Below are 15508 nucleotides of genomic sequence, written 5' to 3'. Positions count from 1 at the left end.
CCGAGCAATTCATGCCGCGCTCATTAGTATATGGACGAATATTTTAGTTACAAGTCATACCATTGTCTTACGGTCAAGGATCATTCAAATGTTGCCGATCGCTGATGGTTTGACCATTTGCCCGAAGGCAGGTGCGGCAGTTTTTATATGCTGTTTAGCATCATTGCCGATATTACAGTTCAACCCGGAGCCCCTGATGCCAAAAAAGCCATCCTGCGTGGTGCTATTTAATAAACCGTACAATGTTCTTTCCCAGTTCACAGATGGCAACGACCGCGCCACCCTGAAAGATTTTATCAGCGTACCCGATGTTTATCCCGCCGGCCGGCTGGACCGCGACTCAGAAGGGTTACTGGTGCTCACCAATGACGGCAAATTGCAGCATAAGCTGGCAAACCCCGCTGAAAAAACCAGCAAAACGTACTATGCGCAGGTTGAAGGTGATATTAGCGAACTCGCCATCAGGCAATTATGTGAGGGCATTACACTGAAAGACGGCCCCACGCGCCCGGCAAAAGTGAAGCGAATCGATGAACCAGTGTTGTGGGAACGCCATCCACCCGTTCGTTTCAGGAAGCATATCCCTACATCGTGGCTAAGCATCACCATCACTGAAGGACGAAATCGCCAGGTAAGGCGCATGACTGCCCACGTCGGTTATCCCACACTTCGATTAATTCGTTATCGCGTAGGTAGTTGGACGATTGATGGGATAGAGAATGGCGGTTTCCTGAAACTGGATATGTAAACGGTTGAATCTGGCTGTGGCCATCCCCACTGACATAGGCCGAAAGCCGTGCTTTAGACGGTATTTTTTGTTAGAATCCGCCACCTTCAAAAGACATGATGATGAGTAAAGAGAATACGGTGACCAATCCAGTAACTTCCCCGCGTCCTACTGAACAGCAAAAAGTGATCGTCGGCATGTCCGGCGGTGTCGATTCGTCGGTTTCAGCCTACCTGTTACAGCAACAGGGTTATCAGGTTGAAGGCCTGTTCATGAAAAACTGGGAAGAAGACGACAACGATGAGTATTGCGCTGCTGCGGAAGATTTAGCTGACGCGCAGGCTGTTGCCGACAAACTGGGTATTTATCTGCACACGATTAATTTTGCTGCAGAATACTGGGACAATGTCTTTGAGTATTTTCTTGCCGAGTATAAAGCGGGCCGTACACCGAACCCGGATATCATGTGTAATAAAGAAATCAAATTTAAGGCGTTTCTGGAATTTGCTGCCGAAGATCTCGGTGCTGACTTTATTGCCACCGGCCACTATGTCCGCCGTCGCCTCATCGACGGTAAATGGCAGATGCTGCGCGGTTTGGATAATAATAAAGACCAGAGCTACTTTCTCTATACGCTGGGCGAAGACCATATCGCCAAAACGCTGTTTCCTGTGGGCGAACTCGAAAAGCCCGAGGTTAGACGGATCGCTGAAGAACAGGGTCTGGTTACTGCGGACAAAAAAGACTCTACCGGTATTTGTTTCATCGGTGAACGCAAGTTTAAAGATTTTCTGGCCCGCTACCTGCCTGCTCAACCCGGCAAAATAGAAACAGCTGAAGGTGAGGAAATTGGCACGCACGAAGGGCTGATGTATCACACATTAGGTCAGCGTAAAGGTTTACATATCGGAGGGCTGGCAGACTATGGTGATGATCCCTGGTATGTGGTCGACAAAGATGTAAAACGAAATGTACTGATTGTCGGTCAGGGTGCTGATCATCCCCGTCTTTATTCAGAGGGCCTGGTTGCCAATCAGATTCACTGGGTAAGCCGGCAGCCTCTGACCGGCCCTATCCGCGCCGCGGTTAAAACCCGCTATCGTCAGCATGATATCGCCTGTACAGTCACCCCTACTGGTGACGATACGGTTCACGTTAAATTTGATGAGCCGCAAAAAGCCGTTACTCCGGGCCAATCAGCCGTGTTTTATCAGGACGAAGTGTGTCTGGGTGGCGCCATTATCGAGAGTTATATTCGCTGATGTTAGAGCCTCATATAGAACAGCATCTGGCACTTGCCGGTGTGTGCCAGGCTGCGGCGCTGGTTAAGCAAGTTGCCCGCAACGGAAGTGTTGACAATACCGCCTTTGAGGCGAGTCTTTCGAGCATACTGGTCACTGATCCGGAAAGCCCGCAACATGTTTTTGGCAGTCTTGAAAATCTTAAAACGGGTTATCAAACGCTGTTGGCGCAGTTATCAGATAAGTCTGCCTCTAAGGATACAGAGCTGACCCGCTATATTGCGAGCCTGCTCGGCCTGGAACGAAAGCTGGCTGCAAAACCTGATGCGCTGGCTGAATTGGGCAACCGAATATCTCATGTTCAGCGGCAGCTCGCCCACGTCAGCTTTGAAGACAGCCAGATTGCTGGTTCTCTTGCCAGTATATATTCAGATATTATCAGTCCTCTGGCGCCACGAATTCAGGTAGCCGGAAACCCCGACCATTTACGCCAGCCCGTTAATCAGCAACGTGTCCGCGCTTTACTTCTGGCCGGTGTAAGAGCCGCTGTAATGTGGCGGCAAATGGGTGGTCGACGCCGTCAGATTCTGTTTAATCGTAAACGCATTGTAGAAAGTGCTTCGCAGGCACTTAAATTAATCAATAGTTGAGGAGCAAGTAAGGTGGAGCTAACCCAGTTAACCGCTATTTCCCCGGTGGATGGACGTTATGCCAGTAAAAGTGAATCTCTGCGTGGTATGTTCAGCGAGTATGGATTGCTGAAATACCGTGTTCAGGTTGAAGTACGCTGGCTGCAAATGCTGGCGAAAGAGAAGCATATTAAAGAAGTACCTGCGTTCAGTGCTGAGTCAGACGAACTACTGAATAATATCGTTGCTAACTTCTCTGTTGATGATGCCATGCGAATCAAAGACATTGAGCGCACTACAAATCACGATGTGAAAGCGGTCGAATACTTCTTAAAAGAGCAGGTTGCCAATAACAGCGAACTGCACGCCGTTAGCGAATTTATCCACTTCGCATGCACGTCAGAAGATATCAACAACCTTTCTCACGCGCTGATGTTAAAAGAAGCCAGAGATGAGGTCATTCTGCCCTACTGCGATAAGCTTATTAATGAGCTTAAGCGGCTTGCTAAAGAAAACCGTGACGTTGCAATGATGGCGCGTACACACGGCCAGCCAGCCTCCCCCACCACCATGGGTAAGGAAATGGCGAATGTTGCGGTACGCCTTCAACGTCAGCGAGACCAGATTGCTGCGGTTTCACTTCTGGGTAAAATTAACGGCGCAGTGGGGAATTATAACGCGCACCTGTCGGCCTACCCCGAAATTGACTGGCACAAAACCTCAGAAGCTTTCGTGACAAGCCTTGGACTGAGCTGGAACGCTTTCACCACTCAAATTGAGCCTCACGACTATATAGCAGAACTCTTTGATGCGGTGGGTCGCTTTAATACCATTCTTATCGACTTCGACCGTGATGTCTGGGGATATATCGCATTAGGTCACTTTAAACAGAAAACGGTAGAGGGCGAAATTGGCTCATCAACCATGCCGCACAAAGTAAACCCTATCGACTTTGAAAACTCTGAAGGCAACCTGGGCCTGGCGAACGCTATTTTTGATCACCTTGCCACCAAGCTTCCTGTTTCCCGCTGGCAGCGTGATTTAACGGACTCAACGGTATTGCGCAACTTAGGCGTGGGTGTGGGTTACTCGGTTATCGCTTATCAGGCTTCCCTGAAAGGCATCAGTAAACTGGAAGTGAACGAGCAAAGCCTGCTTAATGAGCTGGATAACAACTGGGAGTTGCTGGCGGAACCTATTCAGACAGTCATGCGCCGTTACGGTATCGAAAAGCCGTATGAAAAGCTTAAAGAATTGACGCGCGGCAAAAAGGTAAACGCCCAGGCTATCAGTGCGTTTATCGATAATCTGGATATGCCAGACAGTGCTAAAGACGAGTTGAAAGCACTGACGCCTGCCTCGTATATTGGTGATGCAATCCGATTGGTAGACAAGTTACTTAAAGCGTAATAATTGTTCAGGCGACTTTCTTACCGGCGGAAACAAATTTTTCCGGTAAGAAGAGTCGCCATGGATACAGAATCATATTTTTCTGGGTTTACCCGCCGTTTTAAAACAAAGCTGCATAAATTTCAGCGCTATTTATTTCCTGACTCCCCCTCGCGCCTGATTACTGCAGCATTCCTGTGCCCTCTTTTTATCGTTATAGCGCCATGGCTGATATTGGTTCTCATCAGCTATAGCGTATTGCGCTTCGTACATGCGGTCTGTTTTAAATGCAATTTTTCAGATAAATGTATGCTCCCAGGTTTACAAACAATGCCAACGACCGTTTTTACCCACCGCTACACAGTTGCACCTGGATCGCTAAGTCAGCGACGTTTTCTGGAAAATGTCACGGTGATTTTTGCTGATCTGGCTGGCTTTACACAGTTGTGTCGTCAGTACGGGGACATGTTTACTGTAAACTTACTCGATGATTTATTCTGGCAGTTGGACACGCAGTGCCAGCATTACAATATCCATAAAATCAAAACGACAGGAGATGGCCTTCTTGCCATCAGCGGAGCGGTAGTTGCTGATGGATGTACGCTTTATTGCCCTGATCCAGCCCAACACAGGGTGCGCAACAGTATAAGCTTTGCCCACTCGATACTTACTGTGACGCAATTACTGTCTGCACGTTATGGTGTCATGTTACAAATGCGCATTGGTATTGCTACCGGGCCGGTAATTATTGATTGTCTGGGACGATTTAAACAGCAACCGGATATTTGGGGTAACACAGTAAACTGCGCCGCATCCCTGGAGCAATCGACCTTACCTGGTACCATCCGCATCTGTCCGGTAACCCGAAGGTTGTTGACGGAAGTAAGCTGACACCGGCTCCGGCACAATAATAACAACCCTCCTGCCATTCGATTTTCTCCCTGACTGTCTGAGGTTTTGTTACACTTGCACTTTTAATTTGTGCGGATATTTACCTTGCAGTCAGTTAATTTCGACATCGATGATTTTCTATCCAATTACTGGCAAAAGCGGCCGGTTGTCCTCAGACAGGCGCTGAGCGACTTTTCAGACTTTCTGGATGAGCACGACCTTGCAGGTTTAAGTGAAGACGATGAGGTTGATAGCAGAATTATCCAGAATACTGATGGAAACTGGCACGTAACCCAGGGGCCGTTTGAAGACTTTGCCCCCTTGTGTAAGGGCAAGTGGACGTTGCTGGTACAGGGTGTCGATAAGTATCTTGATGAGGCCAGTGAACTTATGCGCACATTTTCGTTTATCCCCCACTGGCGGATGGATGATTTGATGGTCAGTTTTGCTAACGCTGGTGCCGGAGTGGGCCCCCATCTGGACCAGTACGATGTATTCTTGCTCCAGGGAAAAGGGCAAAGGCATTGGAAAGTGGGTGAGCCTGGAGAACATGAAACTCACTACCCTCACCCCCTCCTGTCTCAAATAGATGGGTTTGAACCTGTTATAGATACGGTGCTGCAGCCTGGCGATGTGCTTTATATTCCACCCGGCTGGCCCCACGATGGTGTCGCTGTTAATGATTGCCTTACCTATTCCATAGGCTTTCGTGCGCCGGACCAGTCACAGCTCTTCGATATACTGCCAGACATGTTTGAGGAAAGCGGTACCGGGAATATTCGATTTTCTGATCCCACGCGAACACGCGCTGCAGATCCCTCCAGCGTAAGTCCGGAGGACCTTAGGCAGCTCAAGCTATTGATAAAAAATGCTCTTGATACGGACGCTTGTGATACGGCACTATTGCGCTTTTTGAGTAATCAGTATTTGCCCGAACAGGTTCCTGAAACACTCATCAGCCGCAGTGATGTAAAAAATGCGCTGGAAAATGGAATCGATATCGTTCCCTCTCCGGGATGCCGGCCCGTTTACACCAGCGAGAGCGATAACTTTACTTTTTACGTAAATGGTGAAGCATTTACCTGTGATGAAAAATATAAAGCGATGATGTTGGCTAACTTCACCGGACGGCCGCTTCCACCGTCGCTGACAAGTAGAGCTGACTGTACAATTTTCGACCTTTTGGCTACACTCATTAATAAGGGCTATTGGGCAATGGAGTAACTAACCCAGATGTGAGCCGGATTCTACATTTTCATAAATTTTGCAGAATACGGATCAAAAAATGGCATTTCAGATTGAACAGGTCGACTGGCAAAGCGCAAGCCAGCGCCTTATTGAGTTACGCGAGCAGGTGTTCGTGCTTGAGTGGCAGCTTCCCCGTGAAGCTGAGTTTGATGAAGACGATAAAAGCGCTTTACATATCATTATCAGTGACGGCGATAAAAAAGCTATTGCTACTGCCCGACTTAAGCCTACCGGTGAAATTGGCCGGGTTGCCATTCGAATTGGTTATCGAAATCTTTCCGTTTACAAGCAGCTATTTGGTGCGCTGGTTACGCTGGCGTATTCACTTAATATCACCACACTGACCATGAACTGTGATTTAACCAGTGTGAGCCATCATGAAAGCCTTGGCTTTACATGTAGCGGGCCTGCATTTATGGAGGCAGGCATAGCCAGGCAACCGATGAGTTGCCCGCTGTCCTCTTTCAGGCTACCCGACGCAGACCACCTCCACTGAATTAGTGAGCCTCCACGGCAGCAAGTAACTTTTGCAGTGGATGCGCCGGCTTAAATCCGTCTATTCGATCAACCTGACTGCGGCAGGAATATCCTGTCGCCATGACAGCCTCTTCAGGATATCTGGCTACAGCGGTTTCCCATGACATTGCGTAAATGCCCAACGACTTTTCCTTCTGACTTGCTTCATGACCATAGGTACCTGCCATTCCGCAACACCCCACTGCAACAATATCCACGTCTTTGCCGGCCTGCTTAAATATAGCCTGCCATTTTTTCTCGCTGGTAGGCATGGCAGTTTTCTCTGTGCAGTGGCTGAACAACGCCAGAGGTGTTGTGCTGGTCTGCCTGCCCGGACGAATTGTTCCCTCAGGAAGGGTTTCGAGCCATTCATGAACAGTCTGAACGGTAAAGTCACCTCGCTTATCGCCCAGGGCTTTAGTGTATTCATCCCGATAGCAGAGCACCAGTGAGGCATCGACACCCACCATTGGAATATCAATTTCGTGAAGTTGATTTAAAAACTGCGCAGTGTCGCACGCGGTGTCTGCAAACGCTTTTAAAAAGCCTTTCACATGTGCTGGTTTACCATTTGGTTTGAAAGGCAAAAGTACCGGCTCAAAGCCAAGTTTAGTAACCAGCGCAGCAAAATCAGCAACCACCTGAGCATCATAAAAACTGGTGAAAGGATCCTGAACAATCAACACCTTTTTCGATTTTTCAGTCGCTGACATAGCACGGAGTGCCATCATGTCGAATGTCTGAACTGAGGCCGGCAGACGCTCTGAAAGTGCCGGCACTGAAAGTAAAGGCGTATCAACATAGCCAACCGTCTTTCGCATCAATCCGTTCATCCAGCGGCGCTTCAGGAAAAAGTTGACTACTGAAGGGGCTTTGGCCATCAGTGGCGCCATACGTTCAATATTGGCGACCAAATGGTCCTTCATAGGGCGTGCGTAACGCTGATAATAAATAGATAAAAACCGGGACCGGAAGTCGGGCACATCCACATTTACAGGGCACTGGCTGGTACAGGATTTACAGGCCAGACATCCTTCCATTGCGGTAAATACCTCGTGGGAGAAATCGTCATCCCGACGGTAAGCGTTTCGCCATTTATCCAGCCAGGACGAGGAGAACGTGGACGCGCTGAGCTTATTGGTATCCACACCATTTTCAGCCAGCAGTCGTAACCACTCACGTATCAGGCCGGCTCGGCCTTTGGGACTATGGCGACGATCCCGGGTGATTTTACTTGAGGGACACATAGGTGAGGTTGTATCGTAATTAAAACACAACCCGTTACCGTTGCAGTTCATGGCAGGCTCGAACGGGGCCTTGAACGCGACAGGTATTGTTCTGTCGTATGTCGCCCTTTTAGTATCGGAGACTTTGACAAGCTCATCGTTACTGCCAAGAGGAGTACAAATCTTGCCGGGGTTCATTTTGTTGAACGGATCGAAAGCGCGCTTGATTTTACGTAACTCAGCAAACAATTTCTCACCAAAGAATTCCGGCCCGTACTCGCTGCGAAAACCTTTTCCGTGCTCGCCCCACATCAGTCCACCGTGCTTGGAAACCAGCGCGACCACTTCATCGGAAATCTGATGCATCAGCGCTTCCTGCTCGGGATCACAAAGATCCAGTGCAGGTCGCACATGTAAAACGCCTGCATCAACATGTCCGAACATGCCGTACTGAAGCCCGTGTTCATCAAGCAGTGCACGAAATTCACGGATAAAGTCCGCAAGATTTTGAGGCGGCACCGCGGTATCTTCAGCAAAGGCAATAGGCTTTTGCGGTCCATCTGTTTTCCCCAGCAAGCCTACCGCTTTTTTACGCATTGCATAAATTTTCTGAATATCTGCGCGCTCGTAGGTTAACTGATAGCCAATCACCCCGTTATGCCCCTTCTCAATATCTTCATTTAACGCAGACTCAAGAGAAGCGATACGGGATTTTATTTCGTCAACGCTGGTGCTGTTGTACTCAACTATATTGAGACCCAGCATCGTTTTGTCAGGAACATCGGTAATAAGGTCAGAAATGGAATGCCAGATGATGTCAGTTTTTGCCAGGTTCAGCACTTTGCTGTCGACCGTTTCTACCGATGTCGCATCTGCCTCAATCATTTTGGGGGCATGACGCAACGCCGAGTCAAAGCTGTCGTATTTTATATTAACCAGCGCCGTGTGGCTGGCGATGGGCGTAATAGACAACTTCGCTTCAGCCACAAAGCCCAGCGAACCTTCAGAACCGGCAATCAGCCGGCTTACATCAATATTCTGATTATCCGCATCGTAGGCGTGCTCAAGATCATAACCTGTCAGGAAGCGATTCATGCGCGGAAATTTTTCTAAAATAGCTTCACGCATGTCGATACAGGTCGCCAGTACCTGTCTTAATACTCTGGCGTGAGTATCACTTCCGCTAGCCAGCTTACGCGCTTCGTCTACGGAAAGTGGCGTGGTATTTAGCGTTTCACCATTTGCCAGAACCGTGGTCAAACCCAGAACGTGGTCGCTGGTTTTACCGTACTTGAGCGACCCCTGCCCTGATGCATCTGTATTTATCATGCCGCCGATGGTTGCCCTGTTACTGGTGGACAGGTCCGGAGAAAAGAAATAGCCGTGCGGCCTGAGAGCATCATTGAGCGCATCTTTCACTACTCCGGTTTGCACCCGCACCCAGCCCTGCTCAATATTTACTTCCAGGATCCGGTTCATGTGACGCGACAAATCCACCACTATGCCATCTGTGAGGCTTTGGCCATTAGTTCCTGTGCCACCGCCACGGGCAGAAAATGTGACACCTTTATGCTGATTAGCCAGTTCGCCAGCACATTTTAAGTCATCCACGCTGGTAGGAAAAATAACAGCCTGGGGGATTTTCTGGTAAACGGAATTATCAGTAGCAACTGCCATACGGCTGGCATAACTATATTCAATATCACCGTTAAACCGTGAAGCCGACAGTGCCTTCAGATAAGCCTGATAATGTTCTGAAGGGCTCGACTCCGGGGCGATGCGTGGCAGTTTCAATGGCGTGACTCCTTACAACAAACAGATGAATAGTATACGCGTTGTGCTCGTTCGGCTCTAGCGTGATCTCGTATCATGCGTGACCAAAAATAAATACGCCTGTTACAACTTCTTACATACCTGCTATGGATTTATTCACCCAGTTAATTATCATTAAAATCAGAAAACTGCAGGATAAAATAATATGAAAACGCTCAGACTAACGGTTGGCGCTACACTCTTTGCCGCTGGCATTATCCTAACGCTTCTTCCCGGTTCTATCTTACTGGTGCTCGGGGGGCTGCTGATGCTCAGCTACGACTGGCCCAGAGCACGGACTTTGCTCAAATACTTTCAAACCGGGATGAGTCGTAGTGCGCGTAAAGTTGATGCAATGCTGCTCGCCAGAAAGCTTCGTTAATTATTCAGGCGACGTTTATAACTAGCTAACAGCCTATTCAGTATGCAAATGTAAAAAAAGCCGCTTTCGCGGCTTTTTTGTTGCTCGTATTACTTGTGATTTTCAGCAAGGTAAAGCCAGGTTTCAACCACTGTATCAGGGTTAAGAGACACTGAATCGATGCCCTCCTTAACCAGCCAGGCAGCGAAATCTTCATGGTCAGAAGGTCCCTGACCACAGATACCCACGTACTTGCCACGCTTTTTGGCAGTCTGTATTGCCATGGACAGTAATGCCTTCACCGCTTCATTGCGCTCTTCGAACAGATGTGCAATAAGACCTGAATCCCGATCAAGGCCCAGTGTAAGCTGAGTCAAATCGTTGGAACCAATAGAGAAACCATCAAAGATATCCAGGAACTTATCAGCAAGAAGTGCGTTTGACGGCAGTTCACACATCATAATGACGCGTAGTCCGTTTTCGCCCTGCTTAAGCCCCTCTTCAGCCAGCAAATCAATAACCTGCTGCCCTTCTTCCACAGTACGAATGAATGGGATCATGATTTCGACATTTGTCAGACCCATCTTATTACGTACACGTTTGATGGCCTCACACTCCAGCGCAAAGCAATCACGGAACTCTTCAGACACATAACGGCTGGCACCGCGGAAACCCAGCATCGGGTTTTCTTCATCAGGTTCGTACTGGTAACCGCCAACCAGATTAAAGTACTCATTAGATTTGAAGTCAGACATACGAACGATGACTTTCTTCGGCGAAAAGGCGGCGCCGATAGTGGAGATACCTTCAACCAGTTTCTCAATATAGAACTCTGTAGGAGAATCATATCCGGCAATGATGTCAGAAATTTCCTCTTTGAGTTCCTCAGGCTGGGAATCAAAGTTCAGCAATGCTTTAGGATGCACGCCAATCATACGGTTAATGATAAATTCCAGTCGAGCCAGACCGACACCTTCGTTAGGTAGACGAGCAAAATCAAAAGCACGGTCTGGGTTACCCACATTCATCATGACTTTTAACGGAAGATCCGGCATCGAATCGATACGTGAAGTGCTGACATCAAACTCCAGCTCGGCGCCGTAAATATAGCCTGTGTCACCTTCGGCACATGAAACCGTTACGGCATCACCGGTTTTAAGAATTTCAGTGGCATTCCCACAGCCAACAACAGCCGGAATGCCCAGTTCACGCGCGATAATAGCTGCGTGACAGGTTCTGCCGCCGCGGTTAGTCACGATCGCCGACGCTTTCTTCATGATAGGTTCCCAGTCAGGGTCGGTCATGTCTGTCACCAGTACATCCCCTGATTGGATCTTGTTCATCTCTTCAATTGAGCCCAGTACCTTGGCAGTGCCGGCACCAATTTTGTGACCGATAGCACGTCCTTCGACAATAATATTACTTTGTCCCTTAAGCTGATAGCGCTCAATAGTCTGGCTGTCTTCGCGGCTTTTTACCGTTTCAGGACGCGCCTGAACGATATAAAGCTTGCCATCGATACCATCTTTAGCCCATTCAATATCCATCGGACGTTTATAGTGCTGCTCAATGATTACCGCTTGTTTTGCCAGTTCCTGTACTTCGTCGTCAGTTAAAGAGAACTTCATGCTGTCCTGACGTTCAACATCAACGATGGAAACCTGTTTACCGTGCGCAGCATCATCAGAGTAAATCATCTTGGTAAGCTTGCTACCCAGGTTGCGGCGAACAATCGCAGGCTTGCCGCTTTCTAGTGTTGGCTTATGAACATAAAATTCATCGGGGTTAACCGCGCCCTGCACAACCATCTCGCCCAGACCAACTGAACTGGTCACAAACACAACATCATCAAAGCCTGACTCTGTATCGATAGTAAACATAACACCGGATGAGGCAATATCACTGCGCACCATCCGTTGCACACCGGCTGATAGCGCTACACCTTTATGGTCGTAGCCCTGGTGGACCCGGTATGAAATGGCCCGGTCATTAAACAACGAGGCAAAAACATGTTTAATTGCAACCAGTACTGACTCGTAACCCTTAACATTCAAAAAGGTTTCCTGCTGACCAGCAAATGATGCATCTGGCATATCTTCCGCAGTCGCTGAGGAACGAACCGCAAATGAAGCTTCATTACCTGCATCACCCTGCAACGTCTCAAAAGAAGACTGAATGGCTTTTTCAAATTCTGGCTGGAATGGCGTGTCCACGATCCACTGACGAATATCTTTACCGGCTGCTGCAAGCGCATCAACATCGTCTACATCAAGGCTATCAAGCACTTTATGAATTCTTTCATCCAGACCGCTTTGCAGTAAGAATTCATTAAATGCCTCAGCTGTGGTAGCAAACCCTCCGGGTACCTGAACGCCGGCATTGGCCAGGTTTGAAATCATTTCACCTAACGATGCATTTTTGCCGCCCACGCGACCCACATCCTGCATCCCCAATTCTTGATACCAAAGTACATGTTCTTGCACAGCCTGAGCCTCCAGCTTTGTCTATGTAGGTGTCCGCATTGTCGGACCTTATTGCTTGCACCAGCACAACAGTTCAATTTATTGTTTGTACTGGCTTTTCGACAGAACCATCATAGAATGGCCAAAATTTGAAAGTAAAATATTTATTGACCTTGTAAATAAATTACAACATTAAGAAAGGACAGGTTGTGCGCACAGCATTCTATATTTCCGACGGTACTGCTATCACTTCAGAGGTGTTTGGCCATGCATTACTGTCTTTATTCCCCATGCAATTAAATCATAAGACCATTCCATTCGTTGAAACTGAGGAACATGCTTACAAGGTTTTAGAGAAAATTTCTGAAAGTTTTCAAGACAGCGGAGAAAGGCCGCTCGTTTTTTATACAATTGTGAACGTAGATGTTCGCAAAGTTATCTCCCGTTCTGTAGGAATTAACTATAATTTTCTGGACCAGTTTGTGGCGCCTCTGGAAAAGGTTCTGGGCGTGCCTTCCAAACCGGAAAAGCACCGAACCCACAGTATTCACGAAACAACTTACGATATTCGTATTGAGGCTGTTAATTACGCCCTGGCAAATGACGACGGCTCTAATTTAAAAGAGTATCATAATGCGGATATCATTCTGGTCGGTGTGTCGCGCTCAGGAAAGACACCCACCAGCCTCTATCTTGCACTTCAGTACGGTATCAAAGCGGCAAATTATCCGTTCACCGAAGAAGACATGGGTGACATGTTAAAGCTGCCCCCTGCATTAAGGCGCTTTAAAGACAAGCTGTTCGGTCTGACCATACATCCAGAGCGATTACATCAGATCCGCTCTGAACGCAGAGCCAACAGCAAATACGCCTCTATGCAGCAGTGTCGCATGGAGTTACGGGAGGTTGAAAACCTGTACAGACGTGAAAAAATCCCGTTCCTCAATAGCACAAAATATTCTGTGGAAGAAATCTCGGCGAAGATTCTGGCTGAAACGGGACTTCAACGGCGCAAGTATTAACTGTCTTCAGGCTTTTTGCCCAGCGCCTCAAAAAGTGGCTCAAGGTAAGGTATAAAAGGCTTATACTGATGTCTGCCAGTCTGAAATATCGGCTGGCGAACTTGCTCTGAACTTGGGGTTTTTATGGCCCTTTTAGTTTTATGATAGTTCATACAGCCTGATTCGAATGGCAACTCAAGATAATCCAGCATGCGCCTGACCTGCCCTTCCAAATCATCCAGAACATCTTCGTGTTGCACGGTCAGGATTTGCCCGGGCAGTACCTGGTGCCAGTGCTCCATGAGTGAAACATAACGCTTATAATAGCGACCTATCGTTTCCAGCGAATAAGTAAATTCCTGTCCGTCGGCGAATAATTGTTTAAAGCCGCTGAAGCAACATGCAAAAGCATCTCGGCGTGCATCTATGATTTTTGCATTGGGTAAGATTCGCTTTATCAGTCCGATATGGATGAAGTTATTGGGCATCTTATCAATGAAATAAGGGGCCCCCTTTCGGTAAGCCTTGGTCTGACGAATATAAAGCTCGCCCAGTTGCCGGCATTGTTCATCGGTAAGCGTTTCAAGGTTATAGGGATAGCTCGTTTTCTGGCCGCTGATCCGTGATGCAATACCCAGAATATCATGTAGCTCCATCGTGCCATCAACCTGGGAGTGCGAGGCCAGAATTTGTTCCAGCAGCGTCGACCCTGCCCGGGGTAATCCGACAATAAATATCGGGTCCGGTGCCATATGCCCCACAGTTTCGCTGAACAAAGATGCCGTGCAAGCTTCCTGCTGACTTACCATAGCTCGTTCTACCCGCCGGATATCCAAATCAAGTGTGCGGGACTTTAGCTGATTACCTTTGCTATAACAGGCAAATGCTGATGCAGTATTCCCGCTATCCTCATACGCTTTACCTAATGCAAAATACAGGTGAATTCGATCTTCCAGATGGGTATTTTCCCGCTGGACATTGTCATACATAGTCGCGATGGTTGATTCGCTGAACGTGTAGGTCTTCGTATTGGCCAGGCTCCAGTAAGCATCACCAAATTCAGGTCTGAATCTGGCTGCCTGGTGATAAGCATCAATGGCTTTTTCTAGCTGACCGGCAGACTTATAAACATGACCAAGGGCAAGCCATACGCCGGGTTGATCCTGTTTATCTGACAAGATTTGCTGATAAGTTGAAATCGCCTGTTCTGATTCGCCGACACCAGCGAGCGCACTGGCAAGTGCAAGATCTAATTTGCGGTCAGAGGCACCAGCACGTTTTTGTTTCTGTATCACCTCCAACGCTTTCGGAAATTTTCCCAGTTTAAGTAGAAGACTCTGATAAGCCTGTACCGCTCTGGGTTCATCAGGATAGAGCTCAGCGCAACTCTCAAGAAGAAATTCTGCGTCGTGATACGCTTTCAGCCTGATGCCAATCTCTGCTAACAGCATCATCGCTTCACAGTGATGCTTATTTTTTTGCAGATATTGCCGACAAACCTGCTCTGCTTTGTGCAATTGTCCTTCGTACATAAGATCCATCGCCCCTGACAATGGTCTGTCCAATTGCTGTAGAAAACGACACTGTTCACTGGCAATCTTCAGCGCGGCAGTATTATTACTTTGCGCGTAATACTGCTGTAGCTGTTGCCAGCTTGTCAGCAAAGCAGGGTTAAACCGTGTAGCCTGGTAAAATGAAGCGGCCGCCTTATCCGGCAAAGACATCGCTATAAAACAATAACCCTGCTCCTGGTAGCCTCTACCATGATCTGGCTTTAACTCTAACAGCTGGTCGAGGGTTTTTGTGGCCATTTGGGCATTCTTCGACAGTCGCTGGGCAACGGCTTTCAAATAAAGATACTCAGCTTTTTTCTCTGTAGGTACGCTATTAACCTGCTCTTCGGCAAGGTCGATAGCGCGATCAAAATCTGATGCCTGGATAGCCTGCTTAATTTGCAGTGATATATCGTTTTGGTGCATATCGGGTCTTTTTTGTAACACAGAAA

12 protein-coding genes are annotated in these 15508 nt (G+C 47.9%); 9 read left to right on the top strand and 3 right to left on the bottom strand.

Features of this window, described 5'->3' with window-relative positions; genetic code table 11:
- The first annotated feature begins 196 nt into the window (after positions 1-196).
- The 7 genes from FBQ74_RS07425 (at position 197) to FBQ74_RS07395 (ending at position 6621) form a co-directional block, all read left to right on the top strand.
- Complete coding sequence (locus FBQ74_RS07425; RefSeq protein ID WP_139756071.1) at positions 197-748, top strand: rRNA large subunit pseudouridine synthase E; 552 nt, start codon at positions 197-199, stop codon at positions 746-748.
- Positions 749-849: 101 nt separating this feature from the next.
- Positions 850-1989, top strand: coding sequence for a tRNA 2-thiouridine(34) synthase MnmA (gene mnmA, locus FBQ74_RS07420; protein WP_139757898.1), 1140 nt, complete (start codon positions 850-852; stop codon positions 1987-1989).
- Positions 1989-2618 carry a high frequency lysogenization protein HflD gene (gene hflD / locus FBQ74_RS07415; RefSeq protein WP_139757897.1) on the top strand — a complete coding sequence of 210 codons (630 nt, stop codon included), beginning with the start codon at positions 1989-1991 and terminating at the stop codon, positions 2616-2618. The genes mnmA and hflD overlap by 1 nt, the downstream gene beginning before the upstream one ends.
- A 12-nt stretch (positions 2619-2630) precedes the next feature.
- Complete coding sequence (purB, locus tag FBQ74_RS07410; RefSeq protein ID WP_139756070.1) at positions 2631-4007, top strand: adenylosuccinate lyase; 1377 nt, start codon at positions 2631-2633, stop codon at positions 4005-4007.
- A 309-nt stretch (positions 4008-4316) separates the two neighbouring features.
- Positions 4317-4877 (top strand): adenylate/guanylate cyclase domain-containing protein, encoded by a 561-nt coding sequence (locus tag FBQ74_RS07405; RefSeq protein ID WP_168190631.1) that lies wholly within the window; start codon positions 4317-4319, stop codon positions 4875-4877.
- A 105-nt stretch (positions 4878-4982) separates the two neighbouring features.
- On the top strand, positions 4983-6101 hold the full coding sequence (locus FBQ74_RS07400) for a cupin domain-containing protein (protein WP_168190630.1): 1119 nt from the start codon (positions 4983-4985) through the stop codon (positions 6099-6101).
- A 61-nt stretch (positions 6102-6162) separates the two neighbouring features.
- Positions 6163-6621, top strand: coding sequence for a GNAT family N-acetyltransferase (locus FBQ74_RS07395; protein WP_139756067.1), 459 nt, complete (start codon positions 6163-6165; stop codon positions 6619-6621).
- Between the two features lies 1 nt (position 6622).
- Here FBQ74_RS07395 and ydiJ read toward each other — a convergent pair whose 3' ends face one another.
- Entirely contained in the window at positions 6623-9661 is a 3039-nt protein-coding gene (ydiJ, locus tag FBQ74_RS07390; RefSeq protein WP_139756066.1) for a D-2-hydroxyglutarate dehydrogenase YdiJ, read from the bottom strand.
- 184 nt (positions 9662-9845) lie between these two features.
- On the opposite strand from ydiJ, the gene FBQ74_RS07385 reads away from it, so the two are divergent.
- A complete protein-coding gene (locus FBQ74_RS07385) occupies positions 9846-10061 on the top strand; it encodes a PGPGW domain-containing protein (RefSeq protein ID WP_139756065.1) in 216 nt (71 codons plus the stop codon).
- An 89-nt stretch (positions 10062-10150) separates the two neighbouring features.
- Here the strand turns inward: FBQ74_RS07385 and ppsA are convergent, their stop codons facing one another.
- Complete coding sequence (ppsA, locus tag FBQ74_RS07380) at positions 10151-12523, bottom strand: phosphoenolpyruvate synthase (protein WP_139756064.1); 2373 nt, start codon at positions 12521-12523, stop codon at positions 10151-10153.
- 188 nt (positions 12524-12711) lie between these two features.
- On the opposite strand from ppsA, the gene ppsR reads away from it, so the two are divergent.
- A complete protein-coding gene (ppsR, locus tag FBQ74_RS07375; RefSeq protein WP_139756063.1) occupies positions 12712-13524 on the top strand; it encodes a posphoenolpyruvate synthetase regulatory kinase/phosphorylase PpsR in 813 nt (270 codons plus the stop codon).
- On the opposite strand, the gene FBQ74_RS07370 is transcribed toward ppsR, so the two are convergent.
- Complete coding sequence (locus tag FBQ74_RS07370) at positions 13521-15482, bottom strand: tetratricopeptide repeat-containing sulfotransferase family protein (RefSeq protein ID WP_139756062.1); 1962 nt, start codon at positions 15480-15482, stop codon at positions 13521-13523. The two genes, ppsR and FBQ74_RS07370, sit on opposite strands and share 4 nt — an antisense overlap.
- Positions 15483-15508: the final 26 nt, after the last annotated feature.

The organism is Salinimonas iocasae (assembly GCF_006228385.1).
GTDB lineage: Bacteria > Pseudomonadota > Gammaproteobacteria > Enterobacterales > Alteromonadaceae > Alteromonas > Alteromonas iocasae.
Note: the sequence above shows the minus strand (reverse complement) of the source record. Positions and strands in the feature narration are given on the sequence as shown.